This is a genomic window from Bradyrhizobium sp. HKCCYLRH3099 (assembly GCF_051167855.1).
Taxonomy (GTDB): domain Bacteria; phylum Pseudomonadota; class Alphaproteobacteria; order Rhizobiales; family Xanthobacteraceae; genus Bradyrhizobium.
In genome coordinates this window covers 64,356-86,085 of the sequence record NZ_JBNPTW010000028.1, presented here as the reverse complement: position 1 = coordinate 86,085, position 21,730 = coordinate 64,356, and the positions used below count along the sequence as shown (strand labels likewise).

Here is a 21,730-nt window from a genome sequence, read left to right as displayed (position 1 = left end):
GTACAGAAGCAAGGGCCCGGCGATAGGACATGCAATTGGGATTGACAAACCAAGGCCCGTTACAGAAGCCCGGATGACGCGGCGGCATCCGGGATCTAACGCGCTCTGTCGGAGACCCCGGATATCGCTGCGCTCATCCGGGCTACGCGACAATCTGCGTCATCGCGAGCGAAGCGACGCGATCCAGGGCCTCGCGAGGATTCCGGATTGCTTCCACCGTCGCTCTCCGGGCTATGGCACAAGTCGTCGCTTCGCTCCTCGCAATGACGGTTGGGCTTTTCAAAACTCCGGTTGCCAATGGCGCAATTCGCGCGCGGCGTTCGTCACCGACTCAATCGAGATGAACGCGTCCGTCTCCACCATCAGCGTGCGCGCCAGCCGCAGCGCCCTTGCCTCGCAAGTCGCACGCCGCTTGGCATCTTCGATCAGCTCGAAATCGATGTTGTGCGCCAATCCGAGAATGCGGCGGATGATCTTGGCGGCCGTGAAGCCGACGGCATCCTGGAGCAGCCGAGCCATGTAGGTCTGACGTTCGGCTTCCAGCCGCGCAGCACCTGCCTCGCCGGGAAACAGCGACAGCGGATACGCATCACCGCGAGCTTCGCTGCGCCAGAGCTCCATGAATTTCTGCGCGAACCCGCTCCAGACCTGATCGACCGAGCCGAGCACCCAGCTCTCGAACGCCTGCCGCTCCCCTTGTGATCTTTCGTGACCGTCCGAGGCGAAGTAGGCCATCAGCAGGTTGGCCAGCACAGCTCCGACATCGAACCCCATCGGGCCGTAGAACGCGAACTCCGGATCGATCACCTTTGTCTCGTTGTCCGTGACCATGATCGATCCGGTATGCAGGTCGCCATGGATCAGCGCCTCGGCGCTCGACAGGAATTTCAGCTTCAGCCGGGAGATCGCGACATGCAGGTCGAGATCGGCGCGGATGTCGGCGGCGGTCGCATCCAGCCATGGCGACGTCCAGCGGTTCTGCTCAGCGATCCGATAAGGGTCGGTGAAGATCAGATCCTCGGTGATCTTGCACAGCGCGTGATTGCCGGCAAAGCTCGCGATCGCCACCTTCTTCGCGGCGGCCGTCAAGGCGAGATCGGACGAGAAGAACAACGTTTGCGCCATGAACGTCGTGACGTGATCGACGAAGGATGGATAGATCGTACCCGCGACCAGCCCCTTGCGCATGATGATGTGGGGCTCGAGCAGCTCCATCGCCGTCAGCGCCAGCGCGGCGTCATGATGGACGATGGCCGGCACGAGGCCGGGTGCGAGACGGTTCTGATGCGTGAGCGCGAGATGCTCATAGTGCGCGCGCGAGAGCGGCAGCGGCCAGCTCTCGCCGACGAGGCGGACGTAAGGCAGCGCCTGCTTGACCGCGAGCCCTCCAGAACTGCCCTTGACGATGAAGACCAGATTGAGGTTGCCGTCGCCCACTTCGGTGATCGCCCAATGGTCGGCCGGCCCGCCGAGCTGGGTTGCAACCGACGGGATGGCAGCGAGATACGCTCTCAGATCCGCCTCGTTCAGAATGCGATAGCCCGATGGGTTCCCCTGCCGGGCTTCGGCCGATATGGTCACGCGCAACCTCCCTGTCGTCTTGTTTTGCCTCCTATAGCAAAAAAGCCGACGCACGTCCGCGCGTCGGCTTCGGAAGAATGTTGTGCGATGCAAGCGATCTAGAACGGCATGCCCATCAGTTTCGACAGCCGCTCGATGTTGAGATAGCCCGCCTGATAGGCCATCAAGGACAGCGCGAAGATCGCGGCCGACAGCAGCGTCGTCCAGATCAGGCGGCGGCCCATCAGGCTGATCGTCGGTGCGCCGGGGTCGGTGCCCGGCGAAGCGCCGCCCGTCTCATGCTGGCTGCGGATGCCGAACGGCAGGGTGACGAACAAGGTCACCCACCACATCACGAAGTAGATCGCAAGCCAGGTTGAGATCGTATAGGCCATGATCGCGCTGCCTCAGGCCTGCTCGATTTCGACCAGCGCGCCCGAAAAGTCCTTCGGATGCAGGAACAGCACCGGCTTGCCGTGGGCGCCGATCTTGGGCTGGCCGTCGCCGAGCACGCGGGCGCCTTCCTTGATCAGGGTATCACGCGAGGCGATGATGTCGGCCACCTCGTAGCAGACGTGATGGATGCCACCATCGGCATTGCGCTCAAGGAATTTGGCGATCGGCGAGGCCTCGCCGAGCGGCTGGATGAACTCGATCTTGGTGTTCGGCAAGGTGACGAAGACGGTGATGACGCCGTGCTCCGGCAGCGGCACGGCTGAGGAAATTTCGGCGCCGAACGCGGCGCCGTAGATTTTCGCAGCCTTCTCCGCATCCTTGACCGCGATGGCGACGTGATTGAGCCGGCCCAGCATGACATCCTCCACTGTTGTATCGCGGCCGTTCGATCGGCCTTGCTTTGCTCAGACTTCCAATACGTGGACGAGGCAGATCGGTTTCTTGCCCCACTGCTCGTTGACCGCAGAACGCACGGCGCGGCGCACCGACTCGGCCGCAGCGTCCGGGTCACGCCGGCGCGCCCGCGGCAGGCCTTCAAAGGTCGAGACCACGGCATCGAACACGATGTCGTCCATCTCCTCGCCCGCCGTCGTCTTCTCGGGGATGCCCACCATGTCCACTTCGGGATCGTCGGCCAGCTCGCCCTTCTCGGTGACCGCCATGGCCACGAAGATGCAGCCCGCGAAGCTCATCTTGCGACGCTCGACGACCGCGCGCGACTTCGAATCCTCGAGGATGGTGCCGTCTTTGTACAGCCGCCCCGACGGCAACTGGTCGATGATGCCGGGATCGCCGGGGCCGAGCTTGACCAGATCGCCGTTGCGGCAGGTGATCACCTTCGGCACGCCGCAGGCACGCGCCAGCTTGGCATGCTCGTTCAGGTGCAGCGCCTCGCCATGGACGGGGATCAGGAGCTGCGGCCGCGTCCAGGCGATCATGTCGCGCAGCTCGTCGCGGCGCGGATGGCCGGAGACGTGCACCAGATGGTTGCGGTCGGTAATGATCTCAATGCCCTGCTGCACCAGGCCGTTGATGACGGCGCCGACCGCCTTCTCATTGCCGGGAATGGTGCGCGAGGAGAAGATGACGGTGTCGCCCTTGTTCAGGGTAACCAGCGGATGGTCGTCATTGGCGATGCGCGCCAGCGCCGCGCGCGGCTCGCCCTGACTGCCGGTGCACAGCGCCAGCACCTTGTCCGGCGGAAAGTGGCCGTACAAATCCATGCCGCGGAAATTCTGCACGCCGTCGAGATAGCCGGTCTCGCGCGCGACCTGCACGACGCGCTCCATGGCGCGGCCGACGATGACGACCTCGCGCTCGGCTTCTCGCGCGGCTTCAGCGACGGCACGAATGCGTGCGACGTTCGAGGCGAAGGTGGTGACCGCGACGCGGCCCTTCGCTTCCTTGACGAGAGCCGCGATGGTCTTGGCGACCTCGGCCTCGGATGGCGAGCGCCCCTCGCGCACGGCATTGGTGGAATCGCCGATGAGCGCGAGCAGCCCGGCATCGCCAAGCTCGCGCAGGCGCTTCTCGTCGGTCGGTGCGCCCAGCACCGGCGTCGGATCGATCTTCCAGTCGCCGGTGTGCAGGACTGTGCCGACCTCGGTGTGGATGGCGAGCGCATGCGACTCCGGAATCGAATGCGCGACCGGGATGAACTCGACGTTGAACGGGCCGATGTCGACGCGGCCGCCGGACGGGATCACCCTGACCGGGATTTTCGCGGGCAGCCGCTCGGCCTCGCACTTGGCCTCGAACAGCGCCGCGCTGAACTTGGTCGCGTAGATCGGGCATTTCAGCCGTGGCCAGAGATCGATGATGGCGCCGAAATGGTCCTCATGCGCATGCGTCAGCACCAGGCCGACGAGGTTCTTGCCTTCTTTCTCGAGAAAGCTCACGTCGGGCATGATCAGGTCGATGCCCGGCAGATGCTCCTCGTCGCCGAAGGACACGCCGAGATCGATCGCGAGCCAGGAGCGCTGGTGGCGATTGCCGAGGCCGTAGATCGACAGGTTCATGCCGATCTCGCCCACGCCGCCGAGCGGCGCAAATGTCAGTTCGTCGGGACGCGCCATCTAGACCGCTCCTTTGGATGCGACCGAGCCGAAATGAACATCACCGGCCGTGATCGGCTCCAATCGTCCCTCCGCGGTCCGCACCAGCATACAACCCTGTTCGTCGATCGTGTCGAAAATCCCCTCGATGATAGCATGTCCGGACCTGATGGCGACGGGCTGCCCGAGGCCGGCCGCGCGCTCCAGCCACAGCTTTCGGATGTCGCCGAAGCCGCGGCCCGCGTTCCAGATGCCGAAATATTCGACCCAATTGTCGGACAGCGCCGTGAACAGGTCCTCGGCACTCACCTCGACGCCGAGATCGCGCAGCGACACCGCCGGTGTCGGGGTATCGGTCGGCGCGGCCACCACATTGGTGCCAATGCCGGCCACGACCGCGAGGCCGCCCGCGACCTGCTCGGCTTCGAGCAGCATGCCGACGATCTTGCGGCCACCGGCGAGCACATCGTTGGGCCATTTCACGGAGAAATCGAGGTTCGAACGGCCACCCGATCGCAGCACGGCCTCCCGGCTGACCTGCCGGAGGGCGCTCGAGATCGCGAGGCAGGCGGCAAAGCCGAGGGTCGCGGCAACCGCTGGCGCAACATTCAGGACTTCAAGAACCGAGGATGCCAGATTGCCGCGCGGGGCGATCCAGGGACGCTGGCGTCGGCCGCGGCCGGCCGTCTGCTCTGTGGTGACGAACCAGCTCGCCTTGGCGCCCTGCCGCGCGGCGGAAAGGGCCTCAATATTGGTCGAGCCGGCCTGATCGAAGACGACGAGCCCGTAGCCGCTGGCAGCGGCACGGGCCCCGAGAGCAAAAATCATCTAGAACAGCGACTTCGCCGCGGCCGCGGCGGCGCTGACCAGCGGGCCGGGATAGGCGAAGAACAGGATGTTGAAGATGCCGGAGATCGCGAGCACGGTGCGCAGTTCGATCCGGACCGGATCGACGGTCGGCAACGGTTCGTCGAAGTACATGGTCTTGACGATCAGCAGATAGTAGTAGGCGCCGACCACGCTGGTGAGCACGCCGATCACCGACAGGGTGAACAGCCCGCCCTTGATCGCGGCGACGAACACGTACCATTTGGCGAAGAAGCCCGCGAGCGGCGGCACGCCGGCCAGCGAGAACAAGAGCATCGCGAAGAAGAAGGCGAGCAGCGGATTGGTGCGCGACAGGCCGGCAAAGTCGCTGATCTTCTCGAACGACTGGCCGTTGCGCTTGATCGCCATGATCACCGCGAACGAGCCGAGCGTCATCGCGACGTAGATCGCGATGTAGGTCAGCACGCCCTGCGCGCCCTCGACCGTGCCGGCGGCGAGGCCGACCAGCGCAAAGCCCATGTGGCCGATCGACGAATAGGCCATCAGGCGCTTGATGTTGGTCTGGCCGATCGCGGCGAACGAGCCGAGCGCCATCGAGGCGATCGAGACGAACACGATTATCTGCTGCCACTGGAAGGTGATGCCAGGGAATGCCGTCAGCGCCACGCGGGCGAACACAGCGAGCGCAGCCACCTTCGGGGCGGAGGCGAAGAACGCGGTCACCGGAGTCGGCGCGCCTTCATAGACATCCGGCGTCCACATGTGGAACGGCACCGCCGAAACCTTGAAGCACATGCCGGCGAACAGGAAGACGAGGCCGAAGATGATGCCGACGCCGCCGGTCTTGGTCGCCGCAGCAATCCCGGCAAAGCTCACCGTGCCGGTGAAGCCGTAGATCAGCGAGGCGCCATAGAGCAGCATGCCCGACGACAGCGCGCCCAGCACGAAGTACTTCAGGCCCGCTTCGGTCGACTTGACGTTGTCGCGGTGGCTGGCGGCGACGACGTAGAGCGCGAGCGACATCAGCTCGAGGCCGAGGTAGAGCGTGATCAGGTCGCCGGCCGAGATCAGCACCAGCATACCCAAGGTCGAGAGCAGCACCAGGATCGCGTATTCGAAGATGCGGCGGTCGGGCTTGGACAGAAACTCGGCCGACATGATCAGCGTCGCGATCGAGCCGATGATCGCCAGGATCTTCAGGAAGCGCGCGTAGCTGTCAGCAATGAAGCTGCCGCCGAACGCCTGTCCGGCCGGCTGCCTCAGCACGAGGATGCCGACCACGATCAGCAGCACGACCGCAAGCCCGGTGACGATCCCCGTCGTCCCCTGCCCGCGAAACGCGCCCAGCATCAACAGCGCCATGGCCCCCAAGGCCAGCAGCAGCTCCGGCAGCACCACCCAAAGCTGAGGCCCAAGATTCTCGATCATCGTCTCTGTCCCGACCCCTTAAGGTCTCATCATTGGAGCAGCGCGGCGGCCTTCACGGCCGTCACGGCGGTATTGTAGTTGGTGACGAGCTGCTGCACCGAGGCCGCCGACATGTCCAGGATCGGCTTCGGATAGACGCCGAACAGGATGGTCAGCGCCACCAGCGGAAACAGGATCACGCCTTCACGCAGCGTGAGGTCCTTGATGCTCGCGAGCGACGGCTTGGTCAGCGCGCCGAACACCACCTTGCGGTACAGCCACAGCGCGTAGCCGGCCGAGAGGATGACGCCGAAAGTTGCGAAGAACGCGGTCGGGATCGACACCTTGAAGGTGCCGAGCAGGGTCATGAACTCGCCGACGAAGCCGGAAGTCCCGGGCAGACCGACATTGGCCATGGTGAACACCATGAACACCAGCGCGTAGATCGGCATCCGGTTGACGAGGCCGCCATAGGCCGCGATCTCGCGGGTATGCATGCGGTCGTAGACGACGCCGACGCAGAGGAACAGCGCGCCCGACACGATGCCGTGGGAGATCATCTGGAACACGCCGCCGGCGACGCCCTGCATGGTGCCGGCGAAGATGCCCATCGTGACGAAGCCCATATGCGCCACCGACGAGTAGGCGATGAGCTTCTTGATGTCCTCCTGCATCAGCGCGACCAGCGAGGTGTAGATGATCGCGATGGCCGAGAGCGTCCAGACCAGCGGCGCGAAGTCGTGCGACGCCAGCGGGAACATCGGCAGCGAGAAGCGCAGGAAGCCGTAGCCGCCCATCTTCAGGAGGATCGCGGCCAGGATCACCGAGCCCGCCGTCGGCGCCTCGACGTGCGCATCCGGCAGCCAGGTGTGCACAGGCCACATCGGCATCTTCACCGCGAAGGAGGCGAAGAAGGCGAGCCAGGCCCAGGTCTGCAAGTTCCGCGGCACCGCGGTGTGCATCAGGGTCGGGATGTCGGTCGTGCCGGCGTTCCAGTACAGCGCCATGATGGCGAGCAGCATCAGCACCGAGCCGAGCAAGGTGTAGAGGAAGAACTTGAACGACGCGTAGACCCGGCGCGGACCACCCCAGACGCCGATGATCAGGAACATCGGGATCAGGCCGCCCTCGAAGAACAGGTAGAACAGCACGAGGTCGAGCGCCGAGAAGGTGCCGACCATCAGCGTTTCCAGGATCAGGAACGCCATCATGTATTCGCGAAGGCGATTCTTGACCGATTTCCAGCTCGCCACGATGCAGAACGGCATCAGGGCGGTGGTCAGGATCACGAACGGCAGCGAGATGCCGTCGACGCCCATGTGATAGCTGATGCCGGCCGCCAGCCAGTTCTTCTTCTCGACGAACTGGAAGTCGGTCTGGCCGGGGTCGAAGCGCAGCACCAGGATCACCGACACCGCGAAGGTGATCAGCGTGGTCCATAGCGCGATCCAGCGCGCATTGCGCTGGGCCGCCTCGTCGTCGCCGCGGACCAGATAGATCAGCAGCGCGCCGACGAGCGGCAGGAAGGTGACGACAGAGAGAATTGGCCAGGTGGTCATTGCTGGCCCCCCATGAACATGAACCAGGTGATCAGGCCGGCGACGCCGATCAGCATGGCAAAGGCATAGTGATAGAGATAACCGGTCTGGATCTTGACGACGTTGCGCGTGACGTCGAGCACCCGCGCCGAGACGCCATCCGGACCGAACCCGTCGATGACGAAACCGTCGCCCTTCTTCCAGAGGAAGCGGCCGAGCCACTTCGCCGGACGGACGAAGATGAAGTCATAGAGCTCGTCGAAGTACCACTTGTTGAGCAGGAACTTGTAGAGCAGCGGCTGCTGCGCGGCGAGCTCCTCCGGGATGTCCGGACGTTTGACGTAGAAGAAGTAGGAGACGACGAATCCCAGCACCATCATGACGAAGGGGAGCTCGGCGAGCAGAGCCGGCATGTGCTCCATGTCTTCCAGGATTTGCGGGTTCATCTTCAGCGACTCGCCGAAGAAGTGCTCGACACCGTGGGGGTCGACGAACAAGGCCTTGAACGGGAAACCCGCGAGGATCGAGCCGGCGGCGAGCACGCCGATCGGGATCAGCATCCAGATCGGGCTCTCGTGGGCCGCGTCGTAGTGACGCTGGTCGTGCGGGGTGCCGAAGAAGGTCTTGAACACCAGGCGCCAGGAATAGAACGACGTCAGGCCGGCGGCCGCGATGGTCAGGAAGTACGCGTAGGTCGCGAACGGATTGTGCGCGGCATAGGCGGCCTCGATGATCGCGTCCTTGGAGAAGAAGCCCGCGAAGCCCGGGAAGCCGGTCAGCGCCAGGGTGCCGACCGTCATCACCGCGAAGGTGTACGGGATCTTCTTCCACAGCCCACCCATGTTGCGGATGTCCTGCTCGTGGTGCATCGCATAGATCACGGAGCCGGCCCCCAGGAACAGCAGCGCCTTGAAGAAGGCGTGCGTGAACAGGTGGAACATGCCGACCGAATAGGCCCCCGCTCCCATCGCCACGAACATGTAGCCGAGCTGCGAGCAGGTCGAATAGGCGACGATGCGCTTGATGTCATTCTGCACGAGGCCGACGGTCGCCGCGAAGAAGGCGGTGGTGGCGCCAAAGAACATCACGACGGCCTGCGTGTTCGGCGCGAGCTCGAACAGCGGCGACAGGCGCGCCACCATGAAGACGCCGGCCGTGACCATGGTCGCGGCGTGAATCAGCGCCGACACCGGGGTCGGGCCTTCCATCGCGTCCGGCAGCCAGGTGTGCAGCAGGAACTGCGCCGACTTGCCCATCGCGCCCATGAACAGCAGCAGGCAGGTGAGCGTCAGCGCATCCGCATGCCACCCGAGGAAGTTGATCGTCGTCTTGCCCGCGATGCTCGGCGCAGCGGCGAAGATGGTCTCGAAGTCGGTCGACTTCGTTAGCAGGAAGATCGCGAAGATGCCGAGCGCGAAGCCGAAGTCGCCGACGCGGTTGACGACGAAGGCCTTGATCGCGGCGGCATTGGCCGAGGGCTTCTGGAACCAGAAGCCGATCAGAAGATAGCTGGCGAGACCCACGCCCTCCCAGCCGAAGAACAGCTGCACGAGGTTGTTGGCGGTCACCAGCATCAGCATCGCGAAGGTGAACAGCGAGAGATAGGCGAAGAAGCGCGGACGGTTCGGATCCTCGTCCATGTAGCCGATCGAATAGAGATGCACGAGCGAGGACACGCTCGTCACCACCACCAGCATCACGGCCGTCAGCGTGTCGACGCGCAGCGACCAGGACACCTGCAGCTCGCCGGAATTGATCCAGGGCAGCAGCTCCTTCACGCCGGCTTCGTGGTGCATGAAGCCGACGCTGACCAAGGTCGCCCAGGACAACGCGGCGGAGACGAACAGCAGCGCGGTGGTGATCGCCTGCGCGGCCCAGGTGCCCGAGGCCGGCGGCTCGGCGACATGATGATCGTCGTGGCCGTGATCGTCGTGAGCGTGGTCGTCATGCGCATGAGCATGCGCGTCGGCCGCGCCATGCGCATGACCGTCGTCGTGATGCTCGACCTCGTCGCCGCTCGGATGGCGCCCATGGGCGCCGAGCAGCGCGATCAGGCCGGCCAGGATCGCGCCCAGCAGCGGCAGAAAGACAATGGCCTGGATCATTCGCCCGTTCCCTTACGCATGACCTTGCCGGCGAGCCGGCCCCCACATCTGCGAGTCATGCGCCTTAGCCCTTCATCAGATTGACGTCTTCGACCGCGATCGAGCCGCGGTTGCGGAAATAGACCACCAGCACGGCCAGACCGATCGCGGCCTCGGCGGCGGCGACCGTCAGCACCAAGAGCGCGAACACCTGGCCGACGATGTCGCCGAGGAAGGTCGAGAACGCCACCAGGTTGATGTTGACGGCGAGCAAGATGAGCTCGACCGACATCAGGATGACGATGATGTTCTTGCGGTTCAGAAAGATGCCGAGGATGCCGAGCGTGAACAGCATCGCGGCGACCGCGAGGTAGTGCCCCAGTCCGATGGTCATTTCACCCACTCCGCGGCATCCGTATCCTGCAGCCCCTGGCCGACCGCGACCTTGCGAACGGCCATCGCCATCTCAGGCGTGCGGGCGTTCTGGACGTTGATGTCCTGGCGCTTGACGCTGGCCTTGTGTCGCAAGGTCAGCACGATCGCGCCGATCATCGCCACCAGCAGGATCATGCCCGACAGCTGGAAGTAATGGACGTACTTCGTATAGAGCACGAGGCCGAGCGCCTCGGTGTTGGTGACGTTGGTCGGGATCGCCGCCGTGATCGCCTTCGGCGTCGTCGGGTTGATCACCCAGTAGGACACGGTCAGCAGCAGCTCGAACAGGAAGATGCCGCCGATCACGAGACCGATCGGCATGTACTGCAGGAAGCCCTCGCGCAGCTCGGTGAAGTCGACGTCGAGCATCATGATCACGAACAGGAACAGCACCGCGACGGCGCCGACATAGACGACGACCAGGATCATCGCCAGGAACTCGGCGCCCATCAGCACGAACAGGCCAGAGGCGTTGACGAAGGCGAGGATTAGATAGAGCACCGAGTGAACGGGGTTCTTCGAGACGATCACCATCACGGCCGAGGCCACGCAGACCGCCGCGAACAGGTAGAAGAAGAGCGCAGGAAGGATCATCGGGGTCTCCCGCAAATCGAAACGGATGCAGCGGCAAACGACACTGCGTTCCCTCCCCCCTTGTGGGGGAGGGTTAGGGAGGGGGGTAAGCCGCGAGTCCGGAGTGCGGGGCTTACCCCCCTCTCCACCTCTCCCCCACAAGGGGGGAGAGAGCCGACTGCCATCGCGGCGCGCATGAGCATCCCAATTTTCACGATCACGGCCTCAGCGGTACGGCGCGTCGAGCGCGATGGCTTTGGAGATCTCGCGCTCCCAGCGGTCGCCGTTCGCGAGCAGCTTGGCCTTGTCATAGTACAGCTCCTCGCGGGTCTCGGTCGCGAACTCGAAGTTCGGGCCCTCGACGATCGCGTCCACCGGACAAGCTTCCTGGCACAGGCCGCAATAGATGCACTTCACCATGTCGATATCGTAGCGCACCGTGCGGCGGGTGCCGTCGTTGCGGCGCGGACCGGCCTCGATGGTGATCGCCTGCGCCGGGCACACGGCCTCGCACAGCTTGCAGGCGATGCAGCGCTCTTCGCCATTGGGATAGCGGCGCAACGCATGCTCGCCGCGGAAGCGCGGCGAGATCGGGCCCTTCTCGAACGGATAGTTCAGGGTCGGCTTGGGCTGAAAGAAGTAGCGCATCGCGAGGAAGAACGCGGAGACGAACTCCTGCAGCAGCAGCGACCGTGCAGTGGCGGAGATGTTCATGACAGCCTCATTTCGGCGCGATGCCGGCGAAGTGCAGCACGCCTGCGACAACGACCACCATGACCAGCGACAGCGGCAGGAACACCTTCCAACCGAGTCGCATCAACTGGTCGTAGCGGTAGCGCGGCACGATCGCTTTCGCCATCGCGATCAGGAAGAACATGAAGAACAGTTTCAGCGAGAACCAGATGACGCCCGGCACCCAGTTGAACGGCGCCACGTCGATCGGCGGCAGCCAGCCCCCTAGGAACAGGATCGTCGCCAGCGCGCACATCGTGGTGATCGCGACATATTCGCCGAGCATGAACAGCAGATACGGCGTCGAGCCGTATTCGACCATGAAGCCGGCGACGAGCTCCGATTCCGCCTCCACCAGATCGAACGGCGGGCGGTTGGTCTCGGCCAGCGCCGAGACGTAGAACACCACGAACATCGGGAACAGCGGCCAGACGTACCAGTTCAGGATCGTCAGCTGCGGCAGGCCGATCAGGCTGGCCAGCCCGCGCGCATGCTGCGCCTCGACCACGGCCGAGAGGTTCAAGGTGCCGGCGCAGAGCAGCACGGTGATGATCACGAAGCCGATCGAGACCTCGTAGGACACCATCTGCGCCGCGGAGCGCAGCGCCGCCAGGAACGGGTACTTCGAGTTCGACGACCAGCCGGCCATGATGATGCCGTAGATCGACAGCGACGAGATCGCGAAGATGAAGAGGATGCCGACATTGATGTCGGCGATCGCCCAGCCAAGATTGGTCGGGATCACCGCCCAGGCCGCCAGCGCGAGCACGCAGGACACCAGCGGCGCCAGCAGGAACACGCCCTTGTTGGCGCCGGCCGGAATGATCGGCTCCTTGAGCACGAACTTCAGGAGGTCGGCGAACGACTGGAACAGGCCGAAGGGCCCAACCACGTTGGGGCCCCTGCGGATCTGCACCGCCGCCCAGATCTTGCGGTCGGCTAGCAGAATGTAGGCGATCGCGACCAGGAGGACGACGAGGAGCAGCACGCTCTGCGCGATCATGATGATCAGCGGCCAGAGGAAGCCGGTCCAGAACGAGCTTGCGAAGAAATCAGCCATCAGGTCACGCTCACTCCGCTGCCGTCAGCATCTGCCCGGAGGCCAGGCGGGAGCATTCCGCCATGACCGCCGAGGCGCGCGCGATCGGATTGGTGAGATAGAAGTCGTCGACGACAGGCTTGAACGGCGCCTTCTCGAGGCTGCCGCCCTTGCCCGCCAGGGTCTTGATGTCGGCGATCTTGCCGGCCTCGATCTGGTCGATGCGGCCGAGATGCGGCACCGCCTTGATGATCTCGGCGCGCAGCGCCGCCAGCGAGTCGTAGCCGAGCTTGCGGCCGAGCACGTCGGACAGCGCGCGGATGATCGCCCAGTCCTCGCGGGCCTCGCCCGGTGGGAACGATGCGCGCGCCGCGATCTGCACCCGGCCCTCGGTGTTGACGTAGAGGCCGGACTTCTCGGTGTAGGCGGCGCCCGGCAGGATGATGTCGGCGCGATGCGCACCGCGGTCGCCATGGGTGCCGATGTAGACGGTGAACACGCCCTCGGGCACCTCGACCTCGTCGGCACCGAGCAGGAACAACACGTCCATGGTGCCGAAGGTGGTCATCTGGGCGCCGGTCAGGCCGGTGCCGTTGAAGCCGATGTCCAGCGCGCCGACGCGCGACGCGGTGTCGTGCAGCACGGCAAAGCCGTTCCAATCGTCACGCACCGCGTTGACGTCCATCGCGATCTTGGCAGCGAGCGCCAGGATCGCGCCGCCGTCGTGACGCGCGGCCGCGCCGGCGCCGACCAGCACGATCGGGTTCTTGGCGTTGCGGAACGTAGTCGCGAAGGAGTGCTTGCCGGCGGCGACATCGCTCAGCGAGTCCGTGCCCGCGCCGATGTGCTCATAAGAGTAGGTCAGATCGGCCTTGGGGCCGACCAGACCGACCTTGAGCTGGCCCGAGCGCCAGCGCTTGCGGATGCGGGCGTTCAGCACGGCCGCTTCCTTGCGCGGATTGGCGCCGATGATCAGGATCGCGTCGGCCTGCTCGATGCCGGCGATGGTCGGATTGAACAAATAGGACGAACGGCCGAGCTTGGCGTCGAAGCTGTCACCGCCCTGCACCGCCACGTTGGTCGAGCCGAGCTTCGCGAGCAGATCCTTCAGCGCATACATCTCCTCGACGGCCGCGAGATCGCCGGCGATGGCGCCGATCCGCTTGCCGTCGATGCGCGACAGTTTTGCGGCGATCGCCTTGAACGCCTCCGGCCAGGTGGCCGGGCGCAGTTTGCCATCCTCGCGGACGTAGGGCCGATCCAGCCGCTGCGTCCGCAGGCCGTCGACGACGTGACGGGTCTTGTCGGAGATCCACTCTTCGTTCACGGAGTCATTGATACGCGGCAGGATGCGCATCACCTCGCGACCGCGGGTGTCGACGCGGATCGCCGAGCCCACGCCATCCATGACGTCGATCGACTGCGTCTTGCCGAGCTCCCACGGACGCGCCGCGAAGGCATAGGGCTTGGAGGTCAGCGCGCCGACCGGGCAGATGTCGACCAGATTGCCCTGCAGCTCCGAGCTCAGCGCCTGCTCGAGATAGGTCGTGATCTCCATGTCCTCGCCGCGGCCGGTCGCGCCCATTTCCGGCACGCCGCAGACTTCCGCGGAGAAGCGGACACAACGCGTGCACTGGATGCAGCGGGTCATCGAGGTCTTGACTAGCGCGCCGAGATATTTGTCCTCGACGGCGCGCTTGTTCTCGGCGTAGCGGCTGGTGTCGACACCATAGCCCATCGCCTGGTCCTGCAGGTCGCACTCGCCACCCTGGTCGCAGATCGGGCAGTCCAGCGGATGGTTGATCAGAAGGAATTCCATCACGCCTTCGCGTGCCTTCTTGACCATCGGCGAGCGGGTGGAGATCTCCGGCGGCTCACCCTTCGGGCCGGGACGGCAGTCGCGCACGCCCCAGGCGCAGCTCGCGACCGGCTTCGGTCCGCCCTTCACCTCGACGAGGCACATCCGGCAGTTACCGGCGATCGACAGCCGCTCGTGATAGCAGAAGCGCGGAATCTCGGCGCCCGCCGCCTCGCACGCCTGCAGCAGCGTGTACTCCGGCGGCACATCGATCTCTTTGCCATCGATGATGATCTTGGTCATTGCCTCACATCTCTCTCAAACCACGGACCACCGCGCCGCGCGCCGTGAGGGCGCAAGCGCGGGGGAAAACCTCGCTGGCGGACCGGACCGCCATACCTACTCCGCCGCCACCATGTGCGCGGGATCGCGCACGCCGACGTCGTCGACATCGGCCTTGTGCGAATACTGGTCGATGCGCGCTTCGATCTCGTGACGGAAATGCGTGATCAGGCCCTGGATCGGCCAGGCCGCAGCGTCGCCCAGCGCGCAGATCGTGTGTCCCTCGATCTGCTTGGTGACCTCCAGCAGCATGTCGATCTCGCGCTTGTGGGCGCGGCCCTCGGCCATGCGGGTCAGCACGCGCCACATCCAGCCGGTGCCCTCGCGGCACGGCGTGCACTGGCCGCAGCTCTCATGCTTGTAGAAATAGGAGATGCGCGCGATCGCCCGGATCAGGTCGGTCGACTTGTCCATCACGATCACGGCCGCGGTGCCCAGGCCCGAGCGCAGCTTCGACAGGCTGTCGAAATCCATCGGCGTGTCGATAATCTGCTCGGCCGGCACCATGCGCACCGACGAGCCGCCGGGAATGACCGCCTTCAGATTGTCCCAGCCGCCGCGGATGCCGCCGCAATGCTTCTCGATCAGTTCGCGGAACGGGATGCCCATCGCCTCTTCGACGTTGCACGGCCGCTCGACGTGACCGGAGATGCAGAACAGCTTGGTGCCGACATTGTTCGGACGGCCGATGCCGGCGAACCACGACGCGCCACGGCGCAGGATGGTCGGCGCGACCGCGATCGACTCGACGTTGTTGACGGTGGTCGGGCAGCCATAGAGGCCGACATTGGCGGGGAATGGCGGCTTCAGCCGCGGCTGTCCCTTCTTGCCCTCGAGGCTCTCGAGCAGCGCGGTCTCTTCGCCGCAGATATAGGCGCCGGCGCCGTGCGCGACATAGATGTCGAACGGCCAGCCGTGGATGTTGTCCTTGCCGACCAGCTTCGCCTCATAGGCCTGGTCGATCGCCGCCTGCAGCCGCTCGCGCTCGCGGATGAACTCGCCCCGCACATAGATGTAGCAGGCATGCGCGTTCATCGCGAAGCTGGCGAGCAGACAGCCCTCGACGAGATGATGCGGATCGTGCCGCATGATCTCGCGATCCTTGCAGGTGCCGGGCTCGGACTCGTCGGCATTCACGACGAGATAGCTCGGCCGGCCGTCGGTCGATTCCTTCGGCATGAACGACCATTTCAGGCCGGTCGGGAAGCCGGCGCCGCCGCGGCCGCGCAGGCCCGACGCCTTCATCTCGTTGATGATCCAGTCGCGCCCCTTATCGATCAGCCCCTTGGTGCCATCCCAGCTGCCACGACGGCGTGCGCCTTCGAGGCCCCAATCATGCAGGCCGTACAGGTTGGTGAAGATGCGGTCCTTGTCGTCGAGCATCAGACGGCTTCCTCTGACATCAGCGGTTCGACTGCATGGTGGCGATGAAGGCGGCGCAGCCGCCGAATACCAAGGCCCACAGCAGACTGGACTCCAGCGTCGCGTTGAGCGCGAACCGCTGCAGTACGAAAATGAAAGCGGCGGCTGCGAGCGTATGCAGCGCCACGTAGCGCCAGTTCTTCATCGCGGCGCCCTCTTGGCTCAGGGCCGCAACGCGGGTGCGATTGCGGCTCATGTCTTCTCCTTCAGCGTGGTCGGTCCGCCCGCCGGCGCCGAGAACTGGCGGCCGTTCTGCGGACCCGGCGTCGGCAGATTGCCGGTCGCGAAGCCGTCGAGCACCTTGCCGAAGCTCTCCGGCGTCAGGTCCTCATAGGTATCCTTCCAGACCTGCACCATCGGCGCATTCACACAGGCGCCCAGACACTCGACTTCTTCCCAGCTGAAATCGCCGTCCTTGGAGAGGTGGAAGGGGTCGTGATGGATGCGGTGCTTGCAGACCTCGATCAGTTCCTCGGCGCCGCGAAGCCGGCACGGCGTGGTTCCGCAGACCTGGACGTGGGCCTTCTTGCCGACCGGCTGCAGCTGGAACATCGTGTAGAAGGTCGCGATTTCGAGCACGCGGATATAGGGCATGCCCAGCATGTCGGCGACGACCCGGATCGCGGCCTCCGAGACCCAGCCCGCATTCTGCTCCTGGGCGCGCCACAGGATCGCGATCACGGCCGAGGCCTGGCGGCCTTCCGGATATTTGGCGATCTGGGCCTTGGCGAAGGCGAGGTTTTCCTCCGTGAACGTAAAGCTCGCGGGCTGGAGGTCCTTCGGGGCAAGACGGCGGACGGACATGGCTCTCTAGTCTTTCATTGCATGCGGCGCGCGGCACTTGCATTGAGCGCTGCGACGCGATTCTGCCAGAAGGCACTTGCAGTTCCGAACACGTTGTAGCCGACGTGCGAGGACACCTTGATGCGGTCGAGGATCGACAATTCGGTCACGGTCTCGAAACGACCGCTCGCCGGGTCATAGACCATCAGCTGCATCGGCGTCTGGTCGAGGATGTAGCGCGACACCGTATGGTTACGGTCCTGGCCGTGCTCCTCGCAGAGGATCATGCTGTCGGTCGCGAGCAGCCGCGCCCCACCCTTGATCGCCTCGATCTCCACGCCCTCGACGTCAAGCTTGATCAGATATTTTCCGGACGCCACGACCTTGCCGTCGTCGATGAGGTCGTCGAGCGCCATCACCGGCACCTGCTCACCGTCCGCACCCTCGCCGGCGATGCTGAAGGCCTCGTGCTTGGTGCCGCTCAGATGCGCCACGCCGCGGCGCTCGCCGATCGCGCACTTCATCACCTCGAAGCGCCCGCCATTGATATCAGCATTGTTCGCGAGCTTGGCGAAGTTCGCCGACGACGGCTCGATCGCGATCGCTTTGTGCGATCCATAGGGCGCGCTCGACACCAGCACCGACCAGTAGCCATAGTTGGCGCCGCCATCGATGAAGGTGTAGTCGACATCGACGGTGCCCAGGAAGAGCAGCTCGAGCTCATCCTCATAGTGATAGGCGCGGTTGAGCAGCTTGCTCCAATAGCCGTCGCCGTAGGGAAACTCGAACACCGCATCCGGGTTGAGCTTCACCGCGAGGTTGCGCTCGGGCAGCGCGAGGCGCAGCAGATTGGCGCAGCGATTGTAGCCGCGATGCGAGAAGTGCGAGGAGATCTTCGAGCCGGTGGAAAGCGCCAAGGCAGCCGTGCGCTCCCAGAGGTTCGCTCCTTCGAGCGCCCCGGAAGCACGATCGAACTGGATCGGCGCATGGCCCATCAGCGATCAACCTCTCCGAACACGATGTCGAGCGAGCCGAGGATGGCCGAGACGTCGGCCAGCAGATGGCCGCGGCACAGGAAGTCCATCGCCTGCAAATGGGCGAAGCCCGGCGCGCGGATCTTGCACTTGTACGGCTTGTTGGTGCCGTCGGCGACGAGGTAGACGCCGAACTCGCCCTTCGGCGCCTCGACGGCGGCGTAGATCTCGCCCGCCGGCACGTGCACGCCCTCGGTATAGAGCTTGAAGTGATGGATCAGCGCTTCCATCGAGCGCTTCATTTCGCCACGGCGCGGCGGCGCGATCTTGTTGTCGGTGATCAGCACGGGCCCCTGCCCGTCCGGCGCGCGCAGCTTGGCAATGCACTGCTTCATGATGCGCACGGACTGACGCATCTCTTCCATGCGGATCAGATAGCGGTCGTAGCAGTCGCCGTTCTTGCCGATCGGAATGTCGAAATCCATCTCGGCATAGACGTCGTAAGGCTGCGACTTGCGCAGGTCCCAGGCGGCGCCGGAGCCGCGCACCATCACGCCGGAGAAGCCCCACTCCCAGGCCTGCTTCAGGGTGACGACGCCAATGTCGACGTTGCGCTGCTTGAAGATGCGGTTGCCGGTCAAGAGCTGGTCGAGGTCGTCGACGACCTTGAGGAACGGATCGCAGAACGCGTCGATGTCGTCGATCAGCTTGGTCGGCAGGTCCTGGTGGACGCCACCGATACGGAAGTAGTTGGCGTGCATGCGCGAGCCGGAGGCGCGCTCATAGAACACCATCAGCTTCTCGCGCTCCTCGAAGCCCCACAGCGGCGGGGTGAGCGCGCCGACGTCCATCGCCTGCGTGGTGACGTTGAGCAGATGCGACAGCAGACGGCCGATTTCGGAGTACAGCACCCGGATCAGCTGGCCGCGGCGCGGCACCTCGATGCCGAGCAGCCGCTCGGCTGCGAGGCAGAACGCATGCTCCTGGTTCATCGGCGCGACGTAGTCGAGTCGATCGAAATAGGGCATCGCCTGCAGATAGGTCTTGGTTTCGATCAGCTTCTCGGTGCCGCGATGAAGCAGGCCGATATGCGGATCGACGCGCTCAACGACCTCGCCGTCGAGTTCAAGCACGAGACGCAAGACGCCGTGGGCCGCCGGATGCTGCGGACCAAAGTTGATCGTGAAGTTGCGGAGTGCCGGGCTTTGCTCGTTCATGCTCGCGCTCCCACTCACTTGGTCGCTTTCTCATCGCCCGGCAACGGATAGTCCGCGCCTTCCCAGGGCGAGAGAAAATCGAACTTGCGGAATTCCTGGTTGAGCCGGACCGGCTCGTAGATCACCCGCTTCTCCTGGTCGTCGTAGCGCACCTCGACGAAACCGGTGGTCGGGAAGTCCTTGCGCAGCGGGTGGCCGTCGAAGCCGTAGTCGGTCAGCAGCCGGCGCATGTCGGGATGGCCGACGAAGATCACGCCATAGAGATCGTAGGCTTCGCGCTCGAACCAATCGGCACCCGGAAAGACGTCGATGATCGACGGCACCTGCGTCATCTCGTCGGCTTCGGCCTTGAGCCGGATGCGGGTATTCAGCGTCGGAGACAGGAAGTGGTAGACGACCTCGAAGCGCTTGGCGCGCTCGGGGTAGTCGACGGCCGTGATGTCGGTGAAGTTGATGAACCGGCAGGCCGGATCATCGCGCAGATACTTCACCACCTCCACGATCCGGGTGGCCTCGACGTTCACCGTGAGCTGATTGAAAGCGACCGAATGACCGAGAGCCGCGCCCGGAAGCGCGCTCACGATCGTCTGCCCAAGGGCGTCGAGCCTGCCGTCGTCCATGACCAAAACCTTCAGCGTTCAATGGTGCCGGTGCGACGGATCTTCTTCTGCAACAGCAGAACACCGTACAGCAGCGCTTCCGCGGTCGGCGGGCAGCCAGGCACGTAGATGTCAATGGGAACGATGCGATCGCAGCCGCGGACCACCGAATAGGAATAGTGGTAGTAGCCGCCGCCATTGGCGCAGGAGCCCATCGAGATGACGTAGCGCGGCTCCGGCATCTGGTCGTAGACCTTGCGCAGCGCCGGCGCCATCTTGTTGGTCAGGGTGCCCGCGACGATCATCACGTCGGACTGGCGCGGCGAGGCGCGCGGCGCGAAGCCGAAGCGCTCGACGTCATAGCGCGGCATCGAGACCTGCATCATCTCGACGGCGCAGCAGGCCAGGCCGAACGTCATCCACATCAAGGAGCCGGTGCGGGCCCAGGTGATCAGATCGTCAGCGGTCGCAACGAAGAATCCCTTGTCCGACAGCTCGTGCTTGACCTCGAGGAAATAGGGGTCGTTGGCACCAACAGGCCTGCCGGTCGCGGGATCGAGAATGCCCTTGGGGGCCGGTGCGATCACCGGACCGGAGGACGGGGTCGGGCTCAATCCCATTCAAGCGCGCCTTTCTTCCATTCGTAGGCAAACCCGACCGTCAGCACGGCCAGGAACACCAGCATCGACCAGAAGCCGGCCGCGCCGAGCTTGCCGAATGCGACCGCCCAGGGAAACAGGAAGGCAACTTCGAGGTCGAAGATGATGAAAAGGATGGCAACAAGGTAGAAGCGGACGTCGAACTTCATGCGGGCGTCGTCGAACGCATTGAAGCCGCACTCGTAGGCCGAGAGCTTTTCGGGATCGGGCTGCTGATAGGCGACCACGAAGGGCGCGATCAGCAGCACCACCCCGATGATGGCTGCGACACCTATGAAAACCACGAGGGGGAGATAGTTCTGAAGGATGCCGGTCATCGGCGCCACTTTCCTCTGCGGTTTCGGTGCAAACCGCAGACTCGCTGCATTGGAATTGGTCGAAGCCTTAGCGCAGCGCACCAAGCCGCGCAAGACGAGCCGCTTCGCCGTCGTCATCCCTCCCCACATTGCGGAAACCCGGACACACAGGGAAAAGCAGCCGCGTCAGGAGACCTTCGCGCCGGGCATCGCAGACCCGCAGCTTTACGGTGTCGCAGCGATGCGGACGGAAGCTGAATTGCTCAGCGATCGCCAAACACGCACGCCGGTGTGCGCAAGCTCCGGGCTGGTCGATGTCGTGTGGCGAGGGCCGCGAATCGGGTGACCCGTCGCCGGCCGAAGGGCGATCGTCCGATAGCCTTTCGCTATCGACTAGATGGTTGCGTGGGGCCGCCCGATCAAGGTCGACGCAGTGCTCGAAGGTCTGGTCTGCAGGGCTGTCCGATCAAATGATCGAAGCCTCGGATGACGCGACCGGCCTGGCCCAACCAGGATCCTCGGACGCCTGGCTGCTTACTGCCGATTGCCCCGGCGCCTGCTGCAACCGATGAAACCATTTTGAGGAAACGAAGAAACCGGATCGAAACAAACCGCAGGTAGAAGTACGGCCAACAAAGTGGCGCTCTGAGACGCCGGGAGGCCGACATGAACCACTCGCTCCATTCCGCAGACCGTTCGACCCATCTAAAGATCATCGTGGTGGCCCTGGTGGCCGGCATTGCGGTGACCGCCTTCGGGATCGCTGCCCGCACCAATGTCGACTACAGCCAGACCGCCGCGCATGTCGTGAAGGCGGGCAAGCCGGTCGTCGTGACCAGTTCCGCGAACTCGATGGTGCGCTGACCACTCACCGCATCAGCGAACCGTGACGTCCAGGCCGCCGCTTCGGCGGCCTTTTGCGTTGCCGGCCAGA

General features: G+C 64.5%; 23 protein-coding genes. 2 read left to right on the top strand and 21 right to left on the bottom strand.

Annotated features, from left to right (window positions below; all coding sequences use genetic code 11):
* Positions 1 to 279: 279 nt before the first annotated feature.
* The 21 genes from mtnK to ACQR1Y_RS33535 all read right to left on the bottom strand — a co-directional run bounded on the left by mtnK (position 280) and on the right by ACQR1Y_RS33535 (position 20,817).
* Positions 280 to 1,581 (bottom strand): S-methyl-5-thioribose kinase, encoded by a 1,302-nt coding sequence (gene mtnK / locus ACQR1Y_RS33635; RefSeq protein ID WP_434879871.1) that lies wholly within the window; start codon positions 1,579 to 1,581, stop codon positions 280 to 282.
* Between the two features lie 98 nt (positions 1,582 to 1,679).
* The gene (locus ACQR1Y_RS33630; protein WP_434859155.1) at positions 1,680 to 1,955 is read right to left on the bottom strand and encodes a DUF1467 family protein; all 276 of its coding nucleotides are present in this window, start codon (positions 1,953 to 1,955) and stop codon (positions 1,680 to 1,682) included.
* 12 nt (positions 1,956 to 1,967) lie between these two features.
* Positions 1,968 to 2,372, bottom strand: coding sequence for a methylmalonyl-CoA epimerase (gene mce, locus ACQR1Y_RS33625; protein ID WP_012044572.1), 405 nt, complete (start codon positions 2,370 to 2,372; stop codon positions 1,968 to 1,970).
* Positions 2,373 to 2,420: 48 nt separating this feature from the next.
* A complete protein-coding gene (locus ACQR1Y_RS33620) occupies positions 2,421 to 4,091 on the bottom strand; it encodes a ribonuclease J (protein ID WP_434859156.1) in 1,671 nt (556 codons plus the stop codon).
* Positions 4,092 to 4,898, bottom strand: a complete 807-nt coding sequence (locus tag ACQR1Y_RS33615) for a biotin--[acetyl-CoA-carboxylase] ligase (RefSeq protein ID WP_434859157.1) — start codon at positions 4,896 to 4,898, stop codon at positions 4,092 to 4,094.
* Complete coding sequence (gene nuoN / locus ACQR1Y_RS33610) at positions 4,899 to 6,326, bottom strand: NADH-quinone oxidoreductase subunit NuoN (protein WP_434879870.1); 1,428 nt, start codon at positions 6,324 to 6,326, stop codon at positions 4,899 to 4,901. It abuts the gene before it with no gap.
* A gap of 29 nt (positions 6,327 to 6,355) precedes the next feature.
* Complete coding sequence (locus ACQR1Y_RS33605; protein ID WP_009026246.1) at positions 6,356 to 7,864, bottom strand: NADH-quinone oxidoreductase subunit M; 1,509 nt, start codon at positions 7,862 to 7,864, stop codon at positions 6,356 to 6,358.
* The gene (gene nuoL, locus ACQR1Y_RS33600; RefSeq protein ID WP_434879869.1) at positions 7,861 to 9,948 is read right to left on the bottom strand and encodes an NADH-quinone oxidoreductase subunit L; all 2,088 of its coding nucleotides are present in this window, start codon (positions 9,946 to 9,948) and stop codon (positions 7,861 to 7,863) included. The genes ACQR1Y_RS33605 and nuoL overlap by 4 nt, the downstream gene beginning before the upstream one ends.
* 64 nt (positions 9,949 to 10,012) lie before the next feature.
* On the bottom strand, positions 10,013 to 10,321 hold the full coding sequence (gene nuoK, locus ACQR1Y_RS33595) for an NADH-quinone oxidoreductase subunit NuoK (RefSeq protein ID WP_006611001.1): 309 nt from the start codon (positions 10,319 to 10,321) through the stop codon (positions 10,013 to 10,015).
* Positions 10,318 to 10,956, bottom strand: a complete 639-nt coding sequence (locus ACQR1Y_RS33590) for an NADH-quinone oxidoreductase subunit J (protein ID WP_257165733.1) — start codon at positions 10,954 to 10,956, stop codon at positions 10,318 to 10,320. The genes nuoK and ACQR1Y_RS33590 overlap by 4 nt, the downstream gene beginning before the upstream one ends.
* Before the next feature lie 204 nt (positions 10,957 to 11,160).
* Positions 11,161 to 11,649 carry an NADH-quinone oxidoreductase subunit NuoI gene (gene nuoI, locus ACQR1Y_RS33585; RefSeq protein ID WP_006611003.1) on the bottom strand — a complete coding sequence of 163 codons (489 nt, stop codon included), beginning with the start codon at positions 11,647 to 11,649 and terminating at the stop codon, positions 11,161 to 11,163.
* Between the two features lie 7 nt (positions 11,650 to 11,656).
* The gene (nuoH, locus tag ACQR1Y_RS33580) at positions 11,657 to 12,727 is read right to left on the bottom strand and encodes an NADH-quinone oxidoreductase subunit NuoH (RefSeq protein ID WP_434879868.1); all 1,071 of its coding nucleotides are present in this window, start codon (positions 12,725 to 12,727) and stop codon (positions 11,657 to 11,659) included.
* A gap of 10 nt (positions 12,728 to 12,737) precedes the next feature.
* Positions 12,738 to 14,807, bottom strand: coding sequence for an NADH-quinone oxidoreductase subunit NuoG (gene nuoG / locus ACQR1Y_RS33575; protein WP_434879867.1), 2,070 nt, complete (start codon positions 14,805 to 14,807; stop codon positions 12,738 to 12,740).
* 96 nt (positions 14,808 to 14,903) lie between these two features.
* A complete protein-coding gene (gene nuoF, locus ACQR1Y_RS33570; RefSeq protein WP_434859163.1) occupies positions 14,904 to 16,229 on the bottom strand; it encodes an NADH-quinone oxidoreductase subunit NuoF in 1,326 nt (441 codons plus the stop codon).
* 19 nt (positions 16,230 to 16,248) lie between these two features.
* The gene (locus ACQR1Y_RS33565) at positions 16,249 to 16,464 is read right to left on the bottom strand and encodes a hypothetical protein (RefSeq protein WP_257165730.1); all 216 of its coding nucleotides are present in this window, start codon (positions 16,462 to 16,464) and stop codon (positions 16,249 to 16,251) included.
* On the bottom strand, positions 16,461 to 17,072 hold the full coding sequence (gene nuoE / locus ACQR1Y_RS33560; RefSeq protein ID WP_434859165.1) for an NADH-quinone oxidoreductase subunit NuoE: 612 nt from the start codon (positions 17,070 to 17,072) through the stop codon (positions 16,461 to 16,463). Before nuoE ends, ACQR1Y_RS33565 begins: the two co-directional genes overlap by 4 nt.
* A 14-nt stretch (positions 17,073 to 17,086) precedes the next feature.
* Entirely contained in the window at positions 17,087 to 18,046 is a 960-nt protein-coding gene (locus tag ACQR1Y_RS33555) for an FkbM family methyltransferase (protein ID WP_434879866.1), read from the bottom strand.
* Positions 18,046 to 19,242: an NADH-quinone oxidoreductase subunit D gene (locus ACQR1Y_RS33550; RefSeq protein WP_009026255.1), complete on the bottom strand. Its 1,197-nt coding sequence runs from the start codon at positions 19,240 to 19,242 to the stop codon at positions 18,046 to 18,048. The genes ACQR1Y_RS33555 and ACQR1Y_RS33550 overlap by 1 nt, the downstream gene beginning before the upstream one ends.
* 14 nt (positions 19,243 to 19,256) lie before the next feature.
* Positions 19,257 to 19,862, bottom strand: coding sequence for an NADH-quinone oxidoreductase subunit C (locus tag ACQR1Y_RS33545; RefSeq protein ID WP_434859167.1), 606 nt, complete (start codon positions 19,860 to 19,862; stop codon positions 19,257 to 19,259).
* Positions 19,863 to 19,873: 11 nt separating this feature from the next.
* On the bottom strand, positions 19,874 to 20,455 hold the full coding sequence (locus tag ACQR1Y_RS33540) for a NuoB/complex I 20 kDa subunit family protein (protein ID WP_006611012.1): 582 nt from the start codon (positions 20,453 to 20,455) through the stop codon (positions 19,874 to 19,876).
* Positions 20,452 to 20,817 carry an NADH-quinone oxidoreductase subunit A gene (locus ACQR1Y_RS33535; protein WP_006611013.1) on the bottom strand — a complete coding sequence of 122 codons (366 nt, stop codon included), beginning with the start codon at positions 20,815 to 20,817 and terminating at the stop codon, positions 20,452 to 20,454. The genes ACQR1Y_RS33540 and ACQR1Y_RS33535 overlap by 4 nt, the downstream gene beginning before the upstream one ends.
* On the opposite strand from ACQR1Y_RS33535, the gene ACQR1Y_RS33530 reads away from it, so the two are divergent.
* Positions 20,807 to 21,142 (top strand): hypothetical protein, encoded by a 336-nt coding sequence (locus ACQR1Y_RS33530; protein ID WP_434859168.1) that lies wholly within the window; start codon positions 20,807 to 20,809, stop codon positions 21,140 to 21,142. The genes ACQR1Y_RS33535 and ACQR1Y_RS33530 overlap by 11 nt on opposite strands.
* Before the next feature lie 320 nt (positions 21,143 to 21,462).
* Positions 21,463 to 21,660, top strand: a complete 198-nt coding sequence (locus tag ACQR1Y_RS33525; protein WP_434859169.1) for a hypothetical protein — start codon at positions 21,463 to 21,465, stop codon at positions 21,658 to 21,660.
* Positions 21,661 to 21,730: the final 70 nt, after the last annotated feature.